This is a genomic window from Streptomyces lucensis JCM 4490, from assembly GCF_014650035.1.
Classification (GTDB): Bacteria; Actinomycetota; Actinomycetes; order Streptomycetales; family Streptomycetaceae; genus Streptomyces; species Streptomyces lucensis.
Genome location: NZ_BMUE01000010.1, coordinates 54,868 through 77,975, shown reverse-complemented (window position 1 = coordinate 77,975; position 23,108 = coordinate 54,868). Strand labels below are relative to the sequence as shown.

Genomic DNA, 23,108 nt, shown 5'->3' with positions numbered 1-23,108 from the left:
CTCATGGGACTTGTTGTGAACGTCTTCAGCTTGTCGTTGACATGTCAACGTCTACGCGCGTCATCATGAGCGCATGAGATTCCCCCCACGGATACACCGGACCGGCGCCGCGGCCGCGCTCCTGTCCGCCCTCCTCGTCGGCGGCACGGTCTCCGCCACCACGGCGGACGCGGCAGCCGCGTCGGCCGGCAGCGTCTGCTACGGCGCCCTGCCGTCCCAGGCCCACGACACCCTGCACCTGATCGACCAGGGCGGCCCCTTCCCGTACTCGCAGGACGGAATCGTCTTCCAGAACCGCGAGGACGTCCTGCCCGGGCAGTCGACCGGCTACTACCACGAGTACACCGTGAAGACCCCCGGCTCCTCCACCCGCGGCGCCCGGCGCATCGTGACCGGTGAGAAGAACCAGGAGGACTACTACACCGCCGACCACTACGCCACGTTCGATCGCGTCGACTTCGGCTGCTGACCGGCCGGAGCGGACGGGACGGTGCTCAGCCGGACCCACGGCTCCCCGCGGCGGCGAACAGCGCGAACGCGAGCACCACGAGCGCGGCGCTCGCGTAGACCTCGTAGCCGTCGAGGAACCCGAGCCGCTGCACGAGCCCCACGTGCCAGTGCGTGAACTCGTGCACCAGCCCCATCGCGCCCTGCACGAGGGCGACGAATCCGAGAAATTCCAGTAACTCCTTCACGGCACGACTCTCGCCCCCCGGCCTCCTCCCACGCATCGGCCGCGGGGCGGGAGCCGTCCGGCCATCCGGCCGCGTTCCTCGGGCGCCGCCCCACCGAAAGTCCACAGCCGCGCGACTTTGGTCGGTGATCCGGTGCGCGGCGGGGCCACGAGGGCCGCGCGTGCGTACATTGGCCGACCGTGAGCATCGACGAACCGGCCTGGGCGCCGCAGGGGTTCACGGGGCGCCGGTGGCTGTTCCCGTCCGCGCTGGTCCACGAACTCGACCCGGACGCCCGCGCCTTCGGACGACGGCCACGGCGCACGGCGCGCGACTGGGTCGTCGACTTCTCCTGCTTCCTGCTGGCCGTCGTCCTCGGACTGGCGGCCGCGGCGTCCCTGGGCGACGAACCCGGCCTGCCGTTCTCCCTCGCCGTCCTCGACCAGGTGCTGGGCGTACTCGCCGTGGCCGCCCTCTGGCTGCGGCGCCGGTGGCCGGTCGCGCTCGCCGCCGCGATGGTGCCCGTCGGCCTGCTGTCCAACACCGCCGGCGGCGCGGGGCTGATCGTGCTGTTCACGCTCGCGGTGCACCGGCCCTTCCGGTACGTGGCCTGGATCGGCGGCGTCGACCTCGCGCTGCTCCCGCTCTTCTACTGGCTGCGCCCAGACCCCGAACTGCCCTTCGCCGGAGTCGTCGCCTTCACCGCCCTGCTCACCGTGTCGGTCACCGGCTGGGGCATGTTCGTCCGCTCCAAACGCATGCTGATGCTGAGCCTCAGGGACCGGGCCCACCGGGCGGAGACCGAGGCACGCCTGCGGGCCGAGCAGGCCCAGCGCCTCGCCCGCGAGGCCATCGCCCGCGAGATGCACGACGTCCTCGCCCACCGGCTCACCCTGCTCAGCGTGCACGCGGGCGCCCTGGAGTTCCGGCCGGACGCCCCCAGCGAGGAGGTCGCCCGGGCCGCCGGGGTCATCCGGGAGAGCGCCCACGAGGCCCTGCAGGACCTGCGGGAGATCATCGGCGTGCTGCGGGCCGGCGAGGCCGACGACGCGGCCGGCGGCCGGCCCCAGCCCACGCTGGCCGCGCTCGGCGCCCTCGTCGCCCAGTGCCGCGAGGCGGGCATGAAGGTCGCCCTCGACCACCGCGTCGCCGACCCCGCCGACGTCCCCGCCTCCGTGGGCCGCACCGCCTACCGCATAGCCCAGGAGGCCCTGACCAACGCCCGCAAGCACGCACCGGGCACCGAGGCCACCGTCCGCCTCGCCGGCACCCGGGGCGACGGCCTGACGATCACCGTCACCAATCCGGCGCCGCCCTCCGAGGTGCCACCGGTCCCGGGCTCGGGCCAGGGCCTGATCGGCCTGTCCGAGCGCGCGACACTGGCCGGCGGGCGACTGGAGCACGGGACCACCGGGGACGGGGGGTTCCGCGTGCGGGCATGGCTGCCGTGGGGGCAGACCTGAGGGCCGCGCCCCAGCCCCGCACCCGCCGCCGGGCCGCGCCGCCCCAGGAGCGGCGGCCGGCGAAAACCACCCGGGCGGCACCGCCCGCCCATGATTACGTAGGGCCATGACTGCGACGCCGATCAGACTCCTCCTCGTCGACGACGACCCCCTCGTACGGGCCGGGCTCGCCCTGATGATGGGCGGGGCCCAGGACATCGAGATCGTCGGCGAGGCGGCCGACGGCGCGCAGGCCGAGGAACTCGTGCGGCGCACCCGGCCGGACGTCGTCCTGATGGACATCCGGATGCCGTCGGTGGACGGGCTCACCGCCACCCAGCGGCTCCGCGCCCGCCCCGGCGCCCCGCAGATCGTGGTGCTCACCACCTTCCACGCCGACGACCAGGTGCTGCACGCCCTGCGCGCGGGCGCCGCCGGATTCGTCCTCAAGGACACCCCGCCCGCCGAGATAGTCGACGCCGTGCGCCGGGTCGCGGCCGGCGACCCGGTCCTCTCGCCCGCCGTCACCCGGCAGTTGATGCGGCACGCGGCCGGCAGCGCCGCCGACGCGCGCCAGGCACGCGCGCGTGAACGCCTCGCCGCGCTCAACGACCGCGAGCGCGAGGTCGCCGTCGCCGTCGGCCGCGGACTCGCCAACGCCCGCATCGCCACGGAACTCTTCATGAGCGTGGCCACCGTCAAGACCCACGTCTCCCGCGTCCTCGCCAAGCTCGGCCTCGACAACCGCGTCCAGATCGCCCTGCTCGCCTACGACGCGGGACTGCTGGAAGACGCGGAGGAGTGACCGCCGGACCCGCTGACGCGCTCCGCGCGGCCCTCAGGCGCGCGGCGGCCGGTCCTGGTCCGCGATCTCCGTCAGGGCCACCGGCCGGCGCTCCCGGCGGGACAGCTCGCAGGCCTCCGCGATCCGCAGCGCCCGGAGCGCCTCCCGGCCGTCGCAGGGGTTGGGCCGGTCGCCGCGCACCACCTCGACGAAGGCGGCCAGCTCGGCCTCGTAGGAGGGTGCGAAGCGCTCCAGGAAACCGTTCCACGGCTTGTCCGCGGGCGGTGGCCCGCTCGGCTCGGTGGACGCGACCGGCGTACGGTCGTCCAGGCCCACCACCACGGTGTCCCGCTCCCCGGCCAGTTCCATGCGGACGTCGTAGCCCGCGCCGTTCAGCCGGGTCGCCGTGGCCGTGGCCAGGGTGCCGTCGTCCAGCGTGAGCAGCGCCGCGCCCGTGCCGACGTCACCGGCCTCGCGGAACATCGCGGGACCGGCGTCGGAGCCGGTGGCGTAGACGTCGGCCACCTCGCGGCCCGTCACCCAGCGCAGCACGTCGAAGTCGTGGATCAGCGTGTCGCGGAACAGCCCTCCGGACAGCGGCAGCCACTCGGCCGGGGGAGGAGACTGGTCGCAGGTCATGGCCCGTACGGTGTGCAGCCGGCCGAGCCGCCCCGAGCGCACCGCCTCCCGGGCGCCGGCGTAGCCCGCGTCGAACCGCCGCTGGAAGCCCATCTGCAGCACCGTCCCGGCCGCGTCCACCTCCGCGAGCGCCTGCAGCGTGCCCGGCAGGTCCAGGGCGATCGGCTTCTCGCAGAATACCGGCAGGCCCGAGCGGGCCGCCCGGCCGATCAGCTCGGCGTGGGCCGCCGTCGCCGCGGTGATCACCACCGCGTCCACGCCCCACCTGAACACCTCGTCCACTCCCGGGGCCGCCGTCTCGCCCAGCCGGTGCGCCAGCTCCTGCGCCCGCGCCGGATCCGCGTCCGTCAGGATCAGCGATCCCACCTCGCGGTGGCGGCTGAGCGTCCTCGCGTGAAGGGTGCCGATGCGGCCCGTACCGATGACCCCGATGCGCATGGAGACAAAGTGAGGGCCGACCCCCCACCCTGTCAATGTGCATGTCCTGACAATCGAACTACACGACTTTCCGTCAACCGTGCACGGGACTACGCTCGGGCCCGTGCCCAAACCAGATGTGGACCCGACCGTGTCGCTCGACCTGCGCGTGGACCGCGGCTCCCCGGTGCCGTTGTACTTCCAGCTCTCCCAGCAGCTGGAGTCCGCCATCGGGAACGGCGCACTCACCCCGGGCAGCCTGCTGGGCAACGAGATCGAGCTGGCCGCGCGGCTCGGCCTGTCCCGGCCGACCGTCCGCCAGGCCATCCAGTCGCTCGTCGACAAGGGCCTCCTCGTCCGCCGCCGGGGCGTCGGCACCCAGGTCGTGCACAGCCAGGTCAAGCGCCCGCTGGAGCTGAGCAGCCTCTACGACGACCTGGAGGCGGCCGGCCAGCGTCCCGCGACCAAGGTCCTCGTCAACACCGTCGTCCCGGCCGACGCCACGGTCGCCGGCGCGCTCGGCGTCGCCGAGGGCAGTGACGTCCACCGCGTCGAGCGGCTGCGGCTCGCGCACGGCGAGCCGATGGCCTACCTGATCAATCACCTGCCGCCGGGGCTGCTCGACCTGGCCACCGACCAGCTGCAGGCCACCGGCCTGTACCGGCTGATGCGCTCGGCGGGGATCACCCTGCACAGCGCCCGCCAGTCCATCGGCGCCCGCGGCGCGACGGCCGCCGAGGCCGAGCGGCTCACCGAGCACGAGGGCGCCCCGCTGCTCACCATGCGGCGCACCACCTACGACGACACCGGCCGCGCCGTCGAGTTCGGTGACCACACCTACCGTCCGACGCGCTACTCCTTCGAGTTCCAGCTGCTCGTGCGGTCCTGACGGCCCTCCGTGTTCGTCGCGATGTCCGGACAATGTGACCGGTGACTCCTGCCCCGGTCCCGTCACGGGTGTACCCCGTGTTCGATACTGAGGTGTTCGGGGCAGGCGCGGGCGCCGCCGGTACACGCCGGCGGCGCCCGCGCCCGCCCCTCGCGCACGTCGGAGCAAGAGCACGCAAGAAGGGCACGGCCTCGTGGCACGGTTTCGGACCTGGGTAGGCATGGCGCTGGCGGGGGCACTGTCCGTGTCCCTGGCGGCCTGCAGCAGCACCGGCGGCAAACGGGCCGAGGACGCCCGCAAGGCCGCCGCCGCCCAGGGCAGGGCGGCGGTGAACACCCCCCGCTGGACCATCGCGATGATCACCCACTCGGGAGACGGCGACACGTTCTGGGACATCGTCCAGAGCGGCGCCGAGCAGGCCGCCCGCAAGGACAACATCAACTTCCTGTACTCGCACGACGACGAGGCCCAGCAGCAGGCGCAGCTCGTGGACGCGGCCGTGGACAAGAAGGTCGACGGCATCATCGTGACCCTCGCCAAGCCGGACGCCCTGAAGGCCGCCGTGGCCCGCGCCGAGAAGGCCGGCATCCCGGTGATCACGGTGAACTCCGGCTCCGAGGAGTCCCGGGCCTTCGGCGCCCTCACCCACATCGGGCAGGACGAGTCCGTCGCCGGCGAGGCCGTGGGCGACGAGCTCAACAAGCGCGGCAGGAAGAAGGCCCTGTGCGTCCTGCACGAGCAGGGCAACGTCGGCCACGAGCAGCGCTGCGACGGCGTCGCCAAGACCTTCCACGGCACGCTGCGCAAGCTCTACGTCAACGGCACGAACATGCCCGACGTGCAGTCCGCGATCGAGGCCAAGCTGCAGGCCGACTCGTCCCTCGACGCCGTCGTCACCCTCGGCGCCCCCTATGCCGACACCGCCGTGAAGGCGCGCGACGACGCGGGCAGCAAGGCCGAGATCGACACCTTCGACCTCAACGCCAAGGTCGCGGCCTCGCTGAAGAACGGCACCCTCGGCTTCGCCGTGGACCAGCAGCCGTACCTCCAGGGCTACCAGGCCGTCGACCTGCTGTGGCTGTACAAGTACAACGGCGACGTCCTCGGCGGCGGCCGCCCGGTGCTGACCGGCCCGCAGATCGTCACCAAGGACCAGGCGTCCGCGCTGGCGGAGTTCACCGAGCGGGGCACCCGGTGAACGCCGCCCTCGAACCGGCCGTCGACGAGAGGATCGCGCGGACCTCGCCGCTGCGGAAACTGCTCGCCCGTCCCGAACTGGGCTCGGTCGTCGGCGCGCTCGCCGTCCTCGTCTTCTTCGCCTTCGCCGCCGACGGCTTCCTGCGCGCCGCCAGCCTCAGCACGGTGCTGTACGCCTCCTCCACCATCGGGATCATGGCCGTACCGGTGGCCCTGCTGATGATCGGCGGCGAGTTCGACCTGTCGGCGGGCGTCCTCGTGACGTCCTCGGCGCTGGTCTCCTCGATGTTCAGCTACCAGATGACCGCGAACACCTGGGTCGGCGTGGGCGTCTCGCTCCTCGTCACCCTGGCCGTCGGCGCGTTCAACGGCTTCGTGCTCACCCGCACCAAGCTGCCCAGCTTCATCGTCACCCTGGGCACCTTCCTGATGCTGACCGGCATGAACCTCGGCTTCACCAAGCTGATCGACGACACGGTCTCCACCAAGAGCATCGCCGACATGGAGGGGTTCCCGAGCGCCCGCGCCGTCTTCGCCTCGACCCTCACCTTCGGCGGCGTCGACCTCAAGGTCACCGTCCTGTGGTGGCTGGGCCTGGTCGCCCTCGGCTCCTGGATCCTGCTGCGTACCCGCGCGGGCAACTGGATCTTCGCCGTCGGCGGCAACGCGGACGCGGCCCGCGCGGTCGGCGTCCCGGTCGCCCGGACCAAGATCGCCCTCTACATGGGCGTCGCCCTCGGTGCCTGGATCTCCGGCCAGCACCTGCTCTTCTCCTTCGACGCCGTCCAGTCCGGCGAGGGCGTCGGCAACGAGCTGATCTACATCATCGCGGCCGTCATCGGCGGCTGCCTCATCACCGGCGGCTACGGCAGCGCCGTCGGCTCGGCCGTCGGCGCGCTCCTGTTCGGCATGACCAGCAAGGGCATCGTCTTCGCCGAGTGGAACCCGGACTGGTTCAAGTTCTTCCTCGGAGCGATGCTGCTCCTCGCGACCCTGCTCAACGCCTGGGTCCGCAAGCGCGCGGAGGCCAGCAAGTGACTTCTCTCGTCGAGCTGACCGACGTCAGCAAGCACTACGGCACGGTCCGCGCCCTCGAGGGCGTGAGTCTGGAGGTCCACCCGGGCGAGATCACCTGCGTCCTCGGCGACAACGGCGCGGGCAAGTCCACCCTGATCAAGATCGTCGCGGGCCTGCACCGGCACGACGGCGGCACCCTGCGCGTCGAGGGCGAGGAGACCACCCTCTCCTCCCCGCGCGAGGCCCTGGACCGCGGCATCGCGACCGTCTACCAGGACCTCGCCGTGGTTCCCCTCATGCCGGTCTGGCGCAACTTCTTCCTCGGCTCCGAGCCCCGCAGGGGCGTGGGCCCCTTCAAGCGCCTCGACATCGACCTCATGCGCCGCACCACCCGCGAGGCCCTGCTCCGCCTGGGCATCGACCTCCGGGACGTCGACCAGCCCATCGGCACCCTCTCGGGCGGCGAACGCCAGTGCGTGGCCATCGCCCGCGCGGTCCACTTCGGCGCCAAGGTCCTGATCCTCGACGAGCCGACGGCGGCACTGGGCGTGAAGCAGTCCGGCATGGTGCTGAAGTATGTGGCGGCAGCACGCGACGAGGGCCTGGGCGTCGTACTGATCACCCACAACCCGCACCACGCGTACCTGGTGGGCGACAGGTTCGTCCTGCTGCGGCGGGGCACGATGGTGGGCAATCACACAAAGGACGACATCACCCTGGACGAGCTGACCGGGCAGATGGCGGGAGGGTCCGACCTGGACGCCCTGCGCCATGAGCTGCAGCGGAGTTGAGGAGCGCGTCCGGCACCGATCCGGACGCTCCCCTCTCCGCGGACCTGTACGGCACCCGCCCCCACGGTGAGGCAGAATCGGTCAACGATGAGCACCTACCGCGACCTCACGGCCCCCATCGGCTCCCGCCGGGCCCCCGTCCTGCGAACGGTCGGTACCAGGGAACGCCGCTCCCACCTGACCGCACCCCGGGTGCCGACGGTCGGCATCGACATCGGCGGCACCAAGGTCATGGCGGGCGTCGTGGACGCCGACGGCAACATCCTGGAGAAGCTCCGCACGGAGACCCCGGACAAGTCCAAGAGCCCCAAGGTCGTCGAGGACACCATCGTCGAACTGGTCCTGGACCTCTCCGACCGGCACGACGTGCACGCGGTCGGCATCGGCGCGGCAGGCTGGGTCGACGCCGACCGCAACCGCGTCCTGTTCGCCCCCCACCTGTCCTGGCGCAACGAGCCGCTGCGGGACCGCATCGCCGACCGTCTCGCGGTGCCCGTGCTGGTGGACAACGACGCCAACACCGCGGCCTGGGCCGAGTGGCGCTTCGGCGCCGGCCGCGGCGAGGACCACCTCGTCATGATCACCCTCGGTACCGGCATCGGCGGCGCCATCCTGGAGGACGGCCAGGTCAAGCGCGGCAAGTACGGCGTCGCCGGGGAGTTCGGCCACATGCAGGTCGTCCCCGGCGGGCACCGCTGCCCGTGCGGAAACCGGGGCTGCTGGGAGCAGTACAGCTCCGGCAACGCGCTCGTCCGCGAGGCCAGGGAGCTGGCCGCGGCCGACTCCCCGGTGGCGTACGGGATCATCGAGCACGTCAAGGGCAGCATCGGCGACATCACCGGCCCGCTGATCACCGAGCTGGCCCGCGAGGGCGACGCCATGTGCGTGGAGCTGCTCCAGGACATCGGCCAGTGGCTCGGCGTCGGCATCGCCAACCTCGCGGCCGCCCTCGACCCGTCCTGCTTCGTCGTCGGTGGCGGCGTCTCGGCCGCCGACGACCTGCTCATCGGCCCTGCCCGGGACGCCTTCAAGCGCCACCTCACCGGCCGCGGCTACCGCCCCGAGGCCCGCATCACCCGCGCCCAGCTCGGCCCCGAGGCCGGCATGGTCGGCGCCGCCGACCTGGCCCGGCTGGTCGCCCGCCGGTTCCGCCGCGCCAACCGGCGCCGGGTCGAGCGGCACGAGCGCTACGCGCGGTACACGCAGGCCCGCCGGGACCAGGACACCGCATGACCGCGTCGCTGCCCCGCCAGGCCGCACCGCCGGACGAGCCGCGCCGGCCCGCGGAGAACCCGCGCCACAGGATCGAGCGCCGGGCGATCACCCTGCTGATCATCGGCCTGCTCATCGGCGTCCCGGCCGGCTACCTGGTGATCTCCGCGAACCAGAGCCGCAGCAGCGGCAAGGACAAGGAGGCCAAGTACTCCGCGACCGGCCTCACCCCCGGCTGGCCGTCCAAGGTGCAGCGCCGCCTCTACCAGGTGATCGTCCCGCACCCCGCCGACCCGATCGCCTACTACGAGACGAACAACTGGAAGACCAGCCGCCTCTACGTGCAGTTCCGCACCAACCAGGCCGGCCTGGACACCTTCCTCGGGGCGATGGGCGTACGCCGGGACCAACTGGAGAAGGGCGACGTCACCATCGGCGCCCGCGACCGGAAGGTCTCCGGCTGGCGGTTCACCGGCCCCGGCCCCTGGTCGGGGCTCACCCACGAGCAGAAGAACCCGGCACCCACCCAGGACGTGGTCGTGAACACGTCCGACCCGGAGTACCCGATGGTCTACGTCGTCTCCCGCACGGTGCCGTAGGCCGCGTCCGCGCATCGCGCAGCTCGCCCGCGGGGCGGGCGGCGCCGGCGCAGGCGTGACCGCGCGGACACGCCCCGGGCAGGAGCGGGGCAGCGGCGGCCCCGGAGCCGGTTGTCAGACCCCGCCCGTAGAGTCGAAGACGTTCGATGCGGCGCGCGGACGGGAGGTGGCGGGACACATGAGCGGCGGCACGGCCACGGTGGCCGGGCGCACGGGGCACCCCGGGCCGGCCGGGGACCCGGTACCGGCGCGCCTGGCCTCCGTCTACCTGCCCGCGCCGCTCCCGCGCGAGGGCCGCATCGCCTTCTGGGACCCCGACGGCGGGACACCGCCGGCCGACGGCGGCACCGCCGGGCTGACCGTCGTGCGGCGCCACGGCGCCGGCGTGCGCCGCAGGCAGGTGCCCGCGCTCACCCTGCCGCTCACCGAGGCCCTGCCGCTGCTGGTAAGGGCCCGGCGCGACCCGGCCGCCCACCCCGCCACGGCCTGCTGGGGCGCCGCCGCCCTGCACGCCCTGCGCCTGGTCGCCCGCGGCCGCCTGCTGCCGGGACTGACCCCGAGCGGCCACGACGCCTGGCGGGCCGGTCCGCTGGAACCCGACGACATCGCCCACCTGCGCGCGATCGCCGCGGCCCTGCCGCCGGAAGGCCACGCCGTCCCGCTCCCCGGCCCCGGCCCGCTGCGGCTGCCCGAGCCGGAGGCGCTGGTCCGCTCCTTCCTGGACGCGGTCGCCGACACCCTGCCGCGCACCCCCGCGGCGCCGTACGCCTCCGGCCGGCCCTTCGCCGCCCGCGAGCCCCAGACCCTTCCCCGTGCCCACGAGTGGGCTGCCGAGGTCGCCGCCGGGATGGACGCGGGCGTGCGGATCTCCCTCCGCCTCGACCTGTCCCCCCACGACGTCTTCGACGCCGGCGCGGCCGAGGGCGCCCGCGCCGCGGGAGCCGCGATCGTGCAGGTGCACAGCCTCGCCGACCCCACCCTGGTGGCCGACGCGGCGGCCCTGTGGGCGGGCGACGCCGAGGCCGCCCTCGGTCCCCGCGCGCGCGTGGACGCGGCCCTCGCCGTGCGGCGCGCGGCGCGCGTGTGGCCGCCCCTGGACCGGCTGACCGAACAGGACGTGCCCGACGTCCTCGCCCTGTCCGAGGCGGAACTGAGCGACCTGCTCGGCGTGGCGGCGACCCGCCTCGCCGCCGCCGGGGTCGCCGTGCACTGGCCCCGGGACCTCGCCCGCGACCTGACCGCCGCCGCCGTGGTCCGCCCCGCGCCCGGCTCGGCGACCGACGGCACCGGGTTCTTCGAGAGCGAGGACCTGCTCCGGTTCCGCTGGCAGCTGGCGCTCGGCGGCGAACCGCTCAGCGAGGCCGAGATGGACGCGCTCGCAGAGGCGCACCGGCCGGTCGTACGGCTCCGGGACCGCTGGGTGCTCGTCGACCCCGCCCTCGTCCGCAAGGCCCGCAAACGCGAGCTGGGCCTGCTCGATCCGGTCGACGCGCTGTCCGTCGCGCTCACCGGCACCGCCGAGGTCGACGGCGAGACCGTGGACGCGGTCCCCGTCGGCGCCCTGGCCGCCCTGCGCGACCGGCTCACGGCCGGCCTGCGCCCCGCGGACCCGCCCGCCGGCCTCGACGCCACCCTCCGCGACTACCAGCTGCGCGGCCTCGCCTGGCTGGAGCTGATGACCTCCCTCGGCCTCGGCGGCTGCCTCGCCGACGACATGGGCCTCGGCAAGACCGTCACCCTCATCGCCCTGCACCTGAAACGGGCCCGCACCGAGCCGACCCTCGTCGTCTGCCCCGCCTCCCTCCTCGGCAACTGGCAGCGGGAGATCAACCGGTTCGCGCCCGGCGTCCCGGTCCGCCGCTTCCACGGCCCGGAGCGCACCCTGGACGGCCTGGAGGGCGGCTTCGTCCTCACCACCTACGGCACCATGCGCTCCGCCGCGGCCCACCTCGCCGGGCAGCCCTGGGGCATGGTCGTCGCCGACGAGGCGCAGCACGTGAAGAACCCCTACTCGGCCACCGCCAAGGCGCTGCGCACGATCCCGGCCCCCGCGCGCGTGGCGCTCACCGGCACCCCGGTGGAGAACAACCTCTCCGAGCTGTGGGCCCTGCTCGACTGGACCACCCCAGGGCTCCTCGGCCCCCTGAAGTCCTTCCGCGCCCGGCACGCACGGGCGGTGGAGAACGGCGAGGACGCGGAGGCGGTCGAGCGCCTGGCCCGGCTCGTCCGCCCCTTCCTGCTGCGCCGCAGGAAGTCCGACCCGGGCATCGTCCCCGAACTGCCGCCCAAGACCGAGACGGACCACCCGGTGCCGCTCACCCGGGAACAGGCCGCGCTGTACGAGGCGGTGGTCCGCGAGTCGATGCTCGCCATCGGGACCGCGGACGGCATCGCCCGCCGCGGCCTGGTGCTGAAGCTGCTCGGCGCCCTCAAGCAGATCTGCGACCACCCGGCGCTGTACCTCAAGGAGGAGGCGGACGCCGGCCGTCCGGCCCAGCGCTCCGGCAAACTCGCCCTCCTGGACGAACTGCTGGACACCCTGCTCGCCGAGGACGGCTCGGCGCTCGTCTTCACCCAGTACGTCGGCATGGCCCGCCTCATCACCGCCCACCTCGCCGCCCGCGCGATCCCCGTGGACCTCCTGCACGGCGGCACACCCGTCCCGGAGCGCGAGCGCATGGTCGACCGCTTCCAGGACGGCGCTACCCCGGTCCTCGTCCTGTCCCTGAAGGCGGCCGGCACCGGCCTCAACCTCACCCGCGCGGGCCACGTCGTCCACTTCGACCGGTGGTGGAACCCGGCCGTCGAGGAACAGGCCACCGACCGCGCCTACCGCATCGGCCAGACCCAGCCCGTGCAGGTCCACCGCCTGGTCACCGAGGGCACGGTCGAGGACCGGATCGCCGAGATGCTGACCGCCAAGCGTGCCCTGGCCGACGCGATCCTCGGCTCGGGCGAGACGGCCCTCACCGAACTGACGGACCGCGAACTGTCCGACCTGGTCTCCCTGCGGAGGACCCCATGACGCCGCCGGAACACCCCCGTCCGGCCGACGCGGCCCGCCACGCCCTGCGGGCGGCGCGGGAGGAGGCGCGGGCCGAGGGGGACGGCGCGGGTCCGGCCGCCGAGCAGCGGGTCGAGGCGGGAGCCACGCCTGATGCCCCGCGGGAGGCGCCGGAGGAGACGTGGGCCGAGGGGGAGGACGTGGGTCCGGCGACGCCGGGGCGGGCTGAGGCGGGCGCGGCCCGCGACGCCCTGCGGGTGGCGCGGGAGCGGCTGCGGGCCGGGCGGGACGGCGCGGACCAGCCGGCGCACGGCACGGCGGAGACCGAAGGGGGGGAGACGGCGGTACGCGCGGACCGGGGCGCGGGGGAGGACGGCGATTTCCTGGAGGCGCCGGTGTCCCGGGGGCCCGCCGGGGCCGGCACCGCACCCGGTGGCGGCATCGCGCCGAGGGCCGCGGAGCGCTCCGGCGGCACCGGTCCGAGACCCGGCGACGTGGCGCGGGCGGCGCTCAGAGCCGCCGCGGCCGGGCGCCGGGATGACGGCGAGGAGCCGTCGGCCGGCGCGTCCGCGCCGTCGGCATGCACCGCCGACTCGGCCCCCGGCGAGGCCGCCGCACCGGAACCCACCGCCCCCGGCGGCGCGGGCGGGCGTCCCGGTGACGCCGCCCGGGAAGCGCTCCGAGCGGCCCGGCGTGAGGCGCTGCGCGCCGAGGAGGCGGAGCCCCGGCGGCACAAGCGTGCGCCGGAGCGTACCGGCCACTCCTCACCGCGCGCCTCCGCCGGCTCCACCCGGGCCAGGGCCGCCCAGGACATGCGGCACTACTTGGCGAACGCCTTCCGCATGCCTGAGCCGGACGGGCCGGACGACGGCACCCCCGCGCCCTCCGACCCGAGCCCCACCGTCTCCACGCCCCCCGACCCGGGCCCCACCGCCTCCGCACCCGTCGCACCCCCGCACGTGCCCCCCACCATGGCCACCCCCCACCGCGACACCGAACTGCGCCGCACCTTCCCGGCGTTCCCGGTGCGGGAGGCCGCCGGTGCGGACGTGCCGTTCGCCGGGACCTGGTGGGGCAACGCCTGGGTCGAGGCGCTCGAGGAAGGCGCGCTGGACCCCAAGCGGCTGGCCCGCGGCCGCGGTTACGCGGATCAGGGGAACGTGGACGCCATCACCGTCACACCGGGACTCGTGCTGGCCTACGTACGCGGCAGCCGGCCGCGGCCGTACCGCGTGCAGGTGCGGCTGCGCACGCTGACGGACGACGACTGGGCCCGCTTCCTGGACACGGCCGCCGACCGGCCCGGCCACATCGCCGCGCTGCTCGACAAGGAACTGCCCCAGTCCCTGGCCGACTGCGGTGTCCCCCTGCTGCCCGGTCCCGGCGACCTCGCCCCCCACTGCAGCTGCCCCGACTCCGGCCACCCCTGCAAGCACGCGGCCGCCCTCTGCTACCAGACGGCACGCCTGCTCGACGCCGACCCGTTCGTCCTGCTCCTGCTGCGCGGCCGGGGCGAGAAGGACCTGCTTGACGCGCTCTCCCGCCGCAGCGCCGCCCGCGCCGCCCGGGAACAGCAGCCGCGGACGCTGCCCGGCGTGCGCGCCGCGGAAGCCCTCGCCCCGCGGGAACTCCCGTCGCTTCCACCGCCGTTGCCCGTACCCCCACACCCCGAGCAGCCGCCGGCGTACCCCGGGGCGCCCGACGGCCCGGACGCGTTCGCGCTGGACCAGCTGGCCACCGACGCCGCCGCCCGCGCACACGCGCTGCTCGGCACCGGGCGTGACCCGGTCGGCGAGCTGACCCTGTGGCAGGACGCCGTGCGGCTGGCCGCCGCCCGTCCCGGGTCCGGCCTGACCGCGGCCACGCGCAAGCTGTACTCCACGCTCGCCGCGGCCGCCGGCCGCACCCCCGCCGACCTCGCGCGGGCCGTCGCCGCCTGGCGGCAGGGCGGCCTGGAGGGGCTGGCCGTGCTGGAGGAGCCCTGGGACCCGCCCGCCGGCCGTTTCGACCGGGCCCGCCCGCTGCTGCTCGCCGCCGACCTCCCGGCGTTCCGCCCCTGGCGCAACCGCCTCACCCACCCCCGCGGCCACGTCCAGCTCCGCCTCGGCCACGACGGCCTCTGGTACGCCTACGAGTCGGAGCCCGGACAGGAGGACTGGTGGCCCCGCGGGACGCCGGACCTCGACCCGGTGGGCGCGCTGACCGGTCTCGGCCACGCCGACGACCTCTGAGCGACCGGAACCGCCGGTCAGGGCAGCGGCACCCCCCGCGCCGCGACCCACAGGGCGTACCACTCCTCATGGGTGAGGTCCGGCGCCCGGCGCACCGCGTCGGCGCAGGCACTGATGCGGTCGGGGCGGGTGGTGCCGACGACCGGGGCGATGCCCGCCGGATGGCGGCGCAGCCACCAGAGCAGGATGGTCTCCGGCGTGGTCCCCTTGCGCCGCGCGAGTTCCGCGACGAGCCGGTTGACCGGGGCCTCGCCCCCGCCGGTGAAGCGGCCCCGGGCGAGGGCTCCCCAGGCCTGCAGCCGGATGCCCTCGGCCGCGCAGAACTCCAGCGTGCCGGGCGTGAAGCCGTTCTCCGCGGCTGACGGCGTGTTGACCAGGACGCCCGCCTCCACCCAGTCCCGCCGGGCCAGGCTCATCTCCAGCTGGTCGACGACGAGCGGCACGTCCAGGTGGGACTGGAGGTGCGCGATCTGCGCGCCACTCATGTTGGACACGCCGAACTGCCGGACCAGGCCCTGGGAGCGCAGTGAGGTGAGTGCCCCGGCGATGTCCTCGGGGTCGGCGAGGGGGTCGGGCCGGTGCAGGAGAAGGACGTCCAGGACGTCCGTGCGCAGCCGGACGAGGCTCTCCTCGACCCGCCGCACGATGCTCGCGCCCCGCAGGTCGTAGTGTCCGGGCAGGTCGTCGCCGGGCAGCCGGATGCCGCACTTGGTCTGCAGGACGATGCGTTCGCGCAGTCCGGGAGCCCGGGCCAGGATCTCGCCGAAGACGGCCTCGGACTTGCCGTGCCGGTAGATGTCGGCGTGGTCGAACGCCGTGATCCCGGCGGCCAGGGCCGCCTCGACCGCGGCCTGGGCGTGCTGGACGTCCGCGGCCGTGTACGGCCGGGTGTCCCAGCCGCCGCCGAGTCCCATGCAGCCGTACAGCAGTGTGTGTGCGCGTATGTCGGTGTGTGCCGCCATGGCGGTGTGCTCCGTGATGGGTGCGGGGGTGGGGGGGAGGATCAGGCGCGCAGGGCGTCGGCGAGCATCTCGGCGGCGGCCAGGACCGGCAGCTGGGTGTTGGCGGCCGGTACCGTCGGCAGGACGGACGCGTCGGCGATCCGCAGGTTCTCGACCCCGTGGACCGCGCCCTGTCCGTCGACCACCGCTCGCGGGTCGCCGGCGGGGCCCATGGCACAGGTGCCCACGGGATGCCAGTAGGTGCCCACCCGGCCGCGCAGCTCGGCGTCGGACAGCGCGTGCGGCGGTGCGCCGTCCGCCGGGGCCGCCAGTGCTCTCATGGCCCCGGCCAGGGCCTGCGCCTTCTCCAGCCCCGACCGGAGCACCGCGACGTCACGGCCGTCCGGGTCGGTCAGGAACGCGGGGTCGATCTCCGGCGGCTCCAGGGGATCCGCGGAGCGAAGCCGGACGTGCCCGCGCGAGAGCGGCTTCATCAGGAAGGCGGAGATGCCGGCCTCGTACTCGCCGGGCGGCAGGCTGCCGAACAGCGGTGGGCCGGCGGTGGGGAGGAGGTGCAGGTCCCACGCGCCGTCCGGGCAGTACTCGCTGGCCGCGCGCACCAGCATCCGGCTGACGTACAGCTTCCCGTCCGCCTCCTTGGCCGCCAGCGCCGCGTTCAGCCCGGCCGTGGGGGACAGGGGCATGAAGACACCCGGCTGGTCGGACAGATTGGCGCCGACGCCCGGCAGCTCCACCTCGCAGTGGATGCCGTTCTCCTTGAGGTCGCCCGCGGGTCCGACGCCACTGCGCAGGAGCACGGCCGGTGAGCCGAAGGTGCCGGACGCCAGGACGTAGGTGCCGGCCGTCAGGGTCGTGCGTTCCCCGTCCAGGACGACGCGCGCGCCGTGCACCCGGCCGGCGCGCACGTCCAGCCGGTCCACCAGGGCGCCGCCGAGGATCGTCAGGTTCGGCCGGGACCGGGTCGCCGGGTCCAGGTAGGCGAAGGCGGCGTTGAAGCGCAGCCCGTCCACCGCGTTGATCAGTGGCCGGCCGTATCCCGGCAGGCCACAGGCGCCCATGTCCACCTCCTGGTGGCCGAGTTCCCGGGCCGCCACGAGGGCGGCCGAGGCCCAGGCGGACAGTTCGTCGTCCGGTGGGGTGCGCAGGCCCATGCGCTCCACGGCCTTCAGCCGGTACGGCTCCAGCGCCGCGGCCGACCACCGGTCGCCTCCCGCGCGCGTCCACTCGGCGTGGTCGGCGTGCGAACCCCAGGTGTTCCAGGCGCCGTTGATGCACGAGGAGCCGCCGAGGACCCGGGCCCGGATGCGGTAGAACGCGGTGTGCCGTTCCCACACGTCGTCCCGCGGCAGGGCACGCGCGTTGAGCACCTTCCGCGGCCAGTCCTGCTGCCGGGGCCCGTAGTCGGGGCCCGCCTCCACGAGGCACACCGACCGGCCGGGGTCCTCGCTGAGGCGGGCCGCCAGTACGCAGCCGGCGACTCCGCCGCCGAGCACGACGACGTCGTAGCCGGACGGGAGGGCTGGGTTGGTCATGGTCGCTCCGTTGGGGTGTCGTCGCCGGGCACGGCGGGCGGGAAGGAGGAGTGGCGGGCCGGGCGGGGCGTGGCTCTCACGGGGTCCGCACGCCGGCCTCGGGCACGGACACGGGCGTGAGGCCGGGTTCCGGCAGGGACCGCGGTCCGGCTTCGGACCGGGGAGTCGGCACATCGGGTCGGGACGGGGAAGTGCGCACACCGGGTTCGGACAGGGACGTGTGCACGCCGAGTTCGGACAGCAGCAGACGCCGTTCGATGTCCGGGGCCGTTCCCGGATCCGCCGCCGCCCGCCAGCGCCGCACGGCCGTGCGGAGCGCGCCGGTGTCCGCGTGCCGCAGCGATGCCACGAACCGCTCCAGTCCGACGCCGCCGCGCGCCTCCTCGGGCGTGGGCACGGGACCGGACGCGGGCGCCCCCGGGGCCGGCACCGAGTCGCCGGTCAGCGCCGGGGCCAGCTCCGGCGCGAACAGCCCGGCCAGTTCCGCGCGGCGCTCCGGTCCGGACAGCACGCCCAGCAGCTTGACGGCCAGGGGCTCCTCGTCGTGGCCGCGCGGTGCGCCGAACGAGGCGATGTCCGCGGCGGGCAGCGTGCTGAAGGAGGCCAGCAGGGCGAGTGCGGACGCGGCGCGGTGGCCGCGCAGCACTCGTCCGGCGCGGGCGCACCAGCGGCCCAGCCGTTCCCGCGCGGCGTTGTCCGGCGCGCCGCCGGGCAGCAGCGTGAGCAGGACCCGCCAGCAGTCCAGATGGACGTCGAGGAGGTCCTCGGCGAGCTCCGGGGCGCCTTCGGCGCCGCCCGCGCCGTGGGCTGCCAGGGCGGGGAGGATCTCGGCGTACAGCAGCCGCACGATCCGGTGCGGGCTGCGCTGGATCCGCCAGCAGTCCTCGTGTGCGTGGTCCGCGAGCAGCTCCTCCACCGCGACGGGCCGCACCGCCAGACCGGTGCGCACGCCCACGCCGTCCGCCCCGTCGTCCGCCCCGAAACGGTACAGCTCGTCGAGGTGTTCACCCGGCCGCAGCGGCGCGGACACCCGCTCCACCTCCGCCAGCACCGCGTCGCTCCGCTCCAGCAGCGCCGCGCGCCGCTCGGGCGGCAGCGCGGCCGCGTACGGTTTGAGCCGGTCCAGCTCCCGCGAGAACGCCTGGAGCAGGAACGGCGTGGTGAACCGGTGGCTCATCGGCAGCCCCAGATAGGGGAAGACCGCGCAGGAGCGGCAGCCGGGGCGGGTTCCCACCTCCTCCTCGCGCACCCGGATCAGCTCCGGGTCCCGCACCAGTTCCCGGTACGGCCGCGACCAGTCGAGCGAGGTGTCCCACTCGTGGTAGCACGGCAGCATGACCCGGCCGTCGGGACCGACGGTGAGGATCCGGGAGGCCGCCCCGCACGCGGTCACGGTGGCCGGATCGAGCGTGCGCAGATGGTGCAGGAAGGCCAGGTTCACCACGGTGTGCGGCGCGTACCGCTGCTCCGCGACCCGCCGCAGCAGCACCGACGACGGAACCCGCGGCGGCGCTTCGGCCGCCGGGGACGCGGCCCCGCGCCCGTTGACCGCGGCCAGCTTGAGCGTGCGGACCGAGCCGGGCGGGCGGACCTCGCCCTGGGCCGCGAAGTAGCTGAACATCGGCGCCAGATAGACGTCCACCCCGTGCCGCTGCGCGTAGCCGACCACGTCCTGGAGCTCCGCGAGGTTCTGGTCGGTGACCACGCAGATCAGCTTGAGGTTGCCGGCCCCGTCGGCCCGGAGCTTCTCCACCAGGGCGAGGGTCCGGTCGAGGGTGTCGGTGCCCCGGATGCGGTGGTAGCGCTCGGCGCTGAGCGTGTCCAGCGAGATGTTCAGCGTGTCGACGAGCGGGACGACGTCGGCCGCCTGCGGGGCGAACCGGATCGCGTTGGTGGTGAGTTCGACCGTCATGCCCAGGTCGTGGGCGTGCCGTACGGCGGTGGACAGCTCACGGTGCAGGGACGGTTCGCCGCCGGTGATGTCCAGGTAGGTGACCCCCAGTTCCGCGAGTTCGTCCAGGCAGCGGCGCAGTCCGTCGGCCGTCAGTTCCCGGTGTCCGTCGAAGACGGGGTCCTGCCAGACGTTGCAGTAGCCGCAGCGGGAGTTGCAGCGGAAGGTGAGATACAGCCGGGCGTGCCGGAAACGGGTGGGTGTGGTGGGCACGGTGCTCCTCGTGCGGGTGCGTGCGGGGGCGTGTTCAGACGGCCGGGGTGCCGCCGAAGGCGGGCGCCAGCAGGCGCGCTCCCTCGCGCACCCCCCGTACGGCGATCCCCCCGGTGGCGGGAAGGTCCGGCAGCACCTCGCTGGCGAGGCAGGCGTTCACCGGACGGGAGGCGTAGCGCGTGCGGGCGCGCGGGACCGGGATCACCAGGCCCGCCGGTGCTCCCAGCGCCCGGGCGATGACGCCGGCCCACTCGGCGCGCGTGACGCGGTCGGGGCCGCCCAGGTGCAGCACCGGGGGCAGCGGGTGCCCTGCGCGCAGGACCGCCGCCGTCACCTCCGCCACGTCGTCCACCAGGACCGGTGTCGTCCAGTGGTCGTCGGGCGCCTCGACCGGCTCGCCCCGCCGCAGCCGGTGGGCGCAGGCGGCGAAGAAGTTGAGCCACTTGCCCGCGTCGGCCGGCTCGTGGCCGTAGACGAGGCTGACGCGCAGCGCGACGGCCCGGGGCGCCTTCGCCAGCAGCGCCTCCTCGGCCGCCAGCTTCGCCCGGCCGTAGGCGTTCGCCGGGGCTACGGGGGTGCTCTCGGTGTGGTGTGCCGAGTCGCCGCCGAAGACGTTGTCGGTGGAGATCATGACGATCCGCGCGTCCGGCGCCAGCGAGGCGAAGGTGTCCGACACGGCGACGTGCGCGGCCCTGGCCTCGTCCGGATGGTCCTCGCACCAGGTGACGTCGGACGGCCCGTGCACCAGCACGGCGCGCCCGGGACGCAGCCGGTCGAGCAGCCGCCCGCAGGCCCCGGCGTCGGTGGCGTCCAGGGCGTCCCAGCGGGCCCCGTACGCCTCGGGCGGCAGGGCGGGCGGGCGGCGCGACACCAGTGTCACCGCCTCCCCCGCCGACGCCAGCCGCCGGGCTATCCCCGCGCCGACCAGTCCGCTGCCCACGACGAGGGTGCTCTCACCGGTCACGACGCCCCCTGGGAGAAGGGCACCGGCGCGCGCTCCGCCAGCAGCCGGCCGACGCCGATCAGCCCGTGGTCGTCGTCGGCGACACCGAGGGACACCATGGCGTCGACGTCGCCGGGAACGAGGCCGAAGCAGCCCAGCCGCACCAGCTCGGCGACCAGCAGGCGCCGGTACGGTTCGCCGACCGCCAGGGCGAAGCCGCCCATCAGGATGTAGCGGCAGACCCCGATCGACGTGAACACACCGGTGATCGCCTGGGCGAGCGGGGTCAGGGTCCCGCGCAGCACCTCCGTCGCGAAGGGGTCGCCCGCGCGGACCGCCTCGGCGACGGCCCGGTTGTCGATCCGCTCCACCCGGCCTTCGCACAGCGCGGCGATCCGGGAGCCGCGGAAGGCGGCGGCGTCGGCGAGCGCGGCCCGGCGGGTCGCGGCCAGCACGCCGCGCCCGGAGGCGACGGCGCCTAGGTGCCCCCGGGCCCCGCAGTCGCACAGCGGCGCGTCGGGAGAGGGGTCGCAGACCCAGTGGCCCAGCTCGCCGCCGTGGCCGTCGGGGTCGACGAGGACCTCGCCGCCGCGGAACACCTTGTTGCCGATGCCGGAGCTGACGGTCAGCAGGCAGAAGTCCCCGGGCTCGGTGGCGGCGTACCGCCAGGCCGCCGCCGTCAGGTCGTTCACCACGACGGCCGGCGCGCCGGTCCGCTCGGTGAGCAGGTCGCCGAGCGGCAGCGGGTCCCCGCGCAGCCCCCAGACGGTGGGGGCGGCGAGCACGAGGCCCGCGGCCGAGATCGGTCCGGCGAACGCCACGCCCAGCGCCCGCGGCGGCCGCCCGCCGGTGTGCGCGCCGGCCTCGCGCACGATCTGGTCCACCACCCGCCGCTGCAGCGCGGGCACCGGTGTGCCCGGGTGGCGGTGCATGCCGTCGACCGGCATCCGGCGCACCGCGGACAGGGCGCCCGTCGCCGGGTCGTAGGTGCCGACCCGCAGCGTGGTGCCGCCCACGTCGAGCACGGTGTACACGTCGTCAGCCGGCACGCCGCTCACCCGGTTCCTCCTCCTCGAAGACGAGCAGCCACAGGTCCCGCTCACCGTCGTTGAGCAGACCGTGCTCCCCGTGGGGGTCGTTGACGACGACGTCGCCGGTGTCCACCCGGAACTCCTCGCCGTCCCGGTACATCAGGCCGCCGCCGTCGAGCACCACGTAGGTCTCGCGGTCCGCGCCGTGCCGGTGCCGTCCGATCGACGTGCCCGGCGGCAGGACGGCCAGGTCGATGAAGGCGGCGCCCGGGGAGCCGGGCCGGCGGGCGAAGACGCGGTGGGCGAGGATCGTGCCGAGACCGCCGTGGTCCCGCTCCTTGCCGGCCAGCAGGTCCCGCAGGTTCACCACGGCCTCAGGCATCGCGCCGCTCCCCGTCCGCGGCAAGCGCCTCCAGCGCGGCCACCAGGACCTCCCCGGGCAGGTCCTCCAGCTCCTCGACGAAGGCCGCCTTGCCGATGCCCGTCGGCACGACGAGGTGCAGCTTGCGGCCCCGGCGCTGCCAGGACGCCCGCAGGGCCTGCGTCATCAGGCCCGGGGTGCAGGTGAGGGGATCGAACACCGGCAGCCCGATCCGGCGCAGCAGCCTCACGACGCGCTCGCAGGTCTCGTCGTCGGCGAGCCCCAGCAGGCGCGCCACGTGCGCGGACAGCGCCATGTCGACGGCGACCGCCTCACCGTGCTCCAGCCGGTGGCCGCCCGCCGTCTCGACGACGGGGCTGAAGGTGTGGCCGAAGTCGACGAGCCGGGCCAGGTCGTGCTCCTGGAGGTTGGGGCAGAGCTCCTCCATCATCAGACGCATCGACGTGCGCAGGACGTAGGTCTCCAGGTCGCCGTGCGAGTGGTCCGGGTCGCCGTCGCCGAGGCGCCGGAAGACGTCCGGGTGCCGTTCCAGGGTCCGGAACAGGCCGTCGTCCAGGATCACGGCCATCTTCACGATCTCGGCGAGCCCGCAGCGGATCTCCCGGTGCGGCAGCGTGGCGAGGAAGGCGGGGTCGTTCAGGGAGGCGTGCGCCGGGTGGTAGGCGCCGAACATGTTCTTCGTCTGCAGGGCGTTGACGCCGGTCTTCACCCCCACGCCCACGTCCACCTGGCCCACCAGGGTGGTGTTGACCTTGATGTAGCGGATGCCCCGGGCGTAGATGGACGCGGCGAAGCCCACGACGTCGGCGACGATGCCGCCGCCGACCGCGAGCATCAGCCCGTGCCGGTCCAGCCCGTCGGCCTTGGCGAGGGCGCAGACGTGCTCCGCCGCCGCCAGCGTCTTGTGGTGCTCGCCGGTCCGGATCACGTGCAGGGTCCACTGGCCGCGCCGGGCGTGGGCGTCCAGGTAGGCGCGCAGCCGGTCGCCGTAGAGCCGGTCGACGGCCGGGCTGACGAAGGCCACGACCCGGCGGCCCTCCAGGTGGCGGGCGAGCAGGGTGTTGCGGGGGTCGAGCACCGCTGTGGTGAGGTCGACCCGGTACCGGGTGCCGTCCGGTGCGCTCAGGTCGAACCCGCCGGGGTCCTCGCGGACCCCCGCCGGCGGATGATCGACCCGATCAAGAACCTGGCCTGACAT

20 protein-coding genes are annotated in these 23,108 nt (G+C 74.7%); 11 read left to right on the top strand and 9 right to left on the bottom strand.

Features of this window, described 5'->3' with window-relative positions; genetic code table 11:
• Nucleotides 1–73: 73 nt before the first annotated feature.
• Complete coding sequence (locus IE177_RS22445) at nucleotides 74–469, top strand: guanyl-specific ribonuclease (protein WP_190017171.1); 396 nt, start codon at nucleotides 74–76, stop codon at nucleotides 467–469.
• 25 nt (nucleotides 470–494) lie between these two features.
• On the opposite strand, the gene IE177_RS22440 is transcribed toward IE177_RS22445, so the two are convergent.
• Nucleotides 495–695, bottom strand: coding sequence for a hypothetical protein (locus tag IE177_RS22440; RefSeq protein ID WP_190017170.1), 201 nt, complete (start codon nucleotides 693–695; stop codon nucleotides 495–497).
• Nucleotides 696–874: 179 nt separating this feature from the next.
• Here IE177_RS22440 and IE177_RS22435 point away from each other — a divergent pair, with 179 nt between their 5' ends.
• Both IE177_RS22435 and IE177_RS22430 read left to right on the top strand, forming a co-directional pair.
• Nucleotides 875–2,137: a sensor histidine kinase gene (locus IE177_RS22435; RefSeq protein WP_190017169.1), complete on the top strand. Its 1,263-nt coding sequence runs from the start codon at nucleotides 875–877 to the stop codon at nucleotides 2,135–2,137.
• Between the two features lie 106 nt (nucleotides 2,138–2,243).
• Nucleotides 2,244–2,921, top strand: coding sequence for a response regulator (locus IE177_RS22430; protein ID WP_190017168.1), 678 nt, complete (start codon nucleotides 2,244–2,246; stop codon nucleotides 2,919–2,921).
• Nucleotides 2,922–2,954: 33 nt separating this feature from the next.
• On the opposite strand, the gene IE177_RS22425 is transcribed toward IE177_RS22430, so the two are convergent.
• Nucleotides 2,955–3,977, bottom strand: a complete 1,023-nt coding sequence (locus IE177_RS22425; protein ID WP_190017167.1) for a Gfo/Idh/MocA family protein — start codon at nucleotides 3,975–3,977, stop codon at nucleotides 2,955–2,957.
• 130 nt (nucleotides 3,978–4,107) lie between these two features.
• Here IE177_RS22425 and IE177_RS22420 point away from each other — a divergent pair, with 130 nt between their 5' ends.
• The 8 genes from IE177_RS22420 (at nucleotide 4,108) to IE177_RS35175 (ending at nucleotide 14,896) form a co-directional block, all read left to right on the top strand.
• Nucleotides 4,108–4,845 carry a GntR family transcriptional regulator gene (locus IE177_RS22420; protein WP_190017348.1) on the top strand — a complete coding sequence of 246 codons (738 nt, stop codon included), beginning with the start codon at nucleotides 4,108–4,110 and terminating at the stop codon, nucleotides 4,843–4,845.
• Between the two features lie 193 nt (nucleotides 4,846–5,038).
• A complete protein-coding gene (locus IE177_RS22415) occupies nucleotides 5,039–6,043 on the top strand; it encodes a sugar ABC transporter substrate-binding protein (RefSeq protein WP_190017166.1) in 1,005 nt (334 codons plus the stop codon).
• Nucleotides 6,040–7,080: an ABC transporter permease gene (locus IE177_RS22410; protein WP_190017165.1), complete on the top strand. Its 1,041-nt coding sequence runs from the start codon at nucleotides 6,040–6,042 to the stop codon at nucleotides 7,078–7,080. The genes IE177_RS22415 and IE177_RS22410 overlap by 4 nt, the downstream gene beginning before the upstream one ends.
• The gene (locus tag IE177_RS22405) at nucleotides 7,047–7,850 is read left to right on the top strand and encodes an ATP-binding cassette domain-containing protein (RefSeq protein WP_190017347.1); all 804 of its coding nucleotides are present in this window, start codon (nucleotides 7,047–7,049) and stop codon (nucleotides 7,848–7,850) included. Before IE177_RS22410 ends, IE177_RS22405 begins: the two co-directional genes overlap by 34 nt.
• An 87-nt stretch (nucleotides 7,851–7,937) precedes the next feature.
• On the top strand, nucleotides 7,938–9,083 hold the full coding sequence (locus tag IE177_RS22400) for an ROK family glucokinase (RefSeq protein WP_190017164.1): 1,146 nt from the start codon (nucleotides 7,938–7,940) through the stop codon (nucleotides 9,081–9,083).
• Entirely contained in the window at nucleotides 9,080–9,661 is a 582-nt protein-coding gene (locus IE177_RS22395; RefSeq protein ID WP_190017163.1) for a sugar kinase, read from the top strand. The genes IE177_RS22400 and IE177_RS22395 overlap by 4 nt, the downstream gene beginning before the upstream one ends.
• Nucleotides 9,662–9,839: 178 nt before the next feature.
• Nucleotides 9,840–12,686, top strand: a complete 2,847-nt coding sequence (locus IE177_RS22390; RefSeq protein WP_190017162.1) for an SCO1167/SCO6262 family helicase — start codon at nucleotides 9,840–9,842, stop codon at nucleotides 12,684–12,686.
• Nucleotides 12,683–14,896 carry an SWIM zinc finger family protein gene (locus IE177_RS35175; RefSeq protein ID WP_229816220.1) on the top strand — a complete coding sequence of 738 codons (2,214 nt, stop codon included), beginning with the start codon at nucleotides 12,683–12,685 and terminating at the stop codon, nucleotides 14,894–14,896. The genes IE177_RS22390 and IE177_RS35175 overlap by 4 nt, the downstream gene beginning before the upstream one ends.
• Before the next feature lie 17 nt (nucleotides 14,897–14,913).
• On the opposite strand, the gene IE177_RS22380 is transcribed toward IE177_RS35175, so the two are convergent.
• The 7 genes from IE177_RS22380 to IE177_RS22350 all read right to left on the bottom strand — a co-directional run bounded on the left by IE177_RS22380 (nucleotide 14,914) and on the right by IE177_RS22350 (nucleotide 23,108).
• On the bottom strand, nucleotides 14,914–15,858 hold the full coding sequence (locus IE177_RS22380) for an aldo/keto reductase (protein ID WP_229816219.1): 945 nt from the start codon (nucleotides 15,856–15,858) through the stop codon (nucleotides 14,914–14,916).
• Between the two features lie 41 nt (nucleotides 15,859–15,899).
• On the bottom strand, nucleotides 15,900–17,390 hold the full coding sequence (locus IE177_RS22375) for a GMC family oxidoreductase (protein WP_190017161.1): 1,491 nt from the start codon (nucleotides 17,388–17,390) through the stop codon (nucleotides 15,900–15,902).
• A 76-nt stretch (nucleotides 17,391–17,466) separates the two neighbouring features.
• Complete coding sequence (locus IE177_RS22370) at nucleotides 17,467–19,554, bottom strand: radical SAM protein (protein ID WP_190017160.1); 2,088 nt, start codon at nucleotides 19,552–19,554, stop codon at nucleotides 17,467–17,469.
• A gap of 34 nt (nucleotides 19,555–19,588) precedes the next feature.
• Entirely contained in the window at nucleotides 19,589–20,518 is a 930-nt protein-coding gene (locus IE177_RS22365) for an SDR family oxidoreductase (protein ID WP_190017159.1), read from the bottom strand.
• Nucleotides 20,515–21,555 (bottom strand): ROK family protein, encoded by a 1,041-nt coding sequence (locus IE177_RS22360; protein ID WP_190017158.1) that lies wholly within the window; start codon nucleotides 21,553–21,555, stop codon nucleotides 20,515–20,517. Before IE177_RS22360 ends, IE177_RS22365 begins: the two co-directional genes overlap by 4 nt.
• Nucleotides 21,536–21,910 (bottom strand): cupin domain-containing protein, encoded by a 375-nt coding sequence (locus tag IE177_RS22355; protein WP_190017157.1) that lies wholly within the window; start codon nucleotides 21,908–21,910, stop codon nucleotides 21,536–21,538. The genes IE177_RS22360 and IE177_RS22355 overlap by 20 nt, the downstream gene beginning before the upstream one ends.
• Nucleotides 21,903–23,108, bottom strand: a complete 1,206-nt coding sequence (locus tag IE177_RS22350) for a sedoheptulose 7-phosphate cyclase (RefSeq protein ID WP_190017156.1) — start codon at nucleotides 23,106–23,108, stop codon at nucleotides 21,903–21,905. The genes IE177_RS22355 and IE177_RS22350 overlap by 8 nt, the downstream gene beginning before the upstream one ends.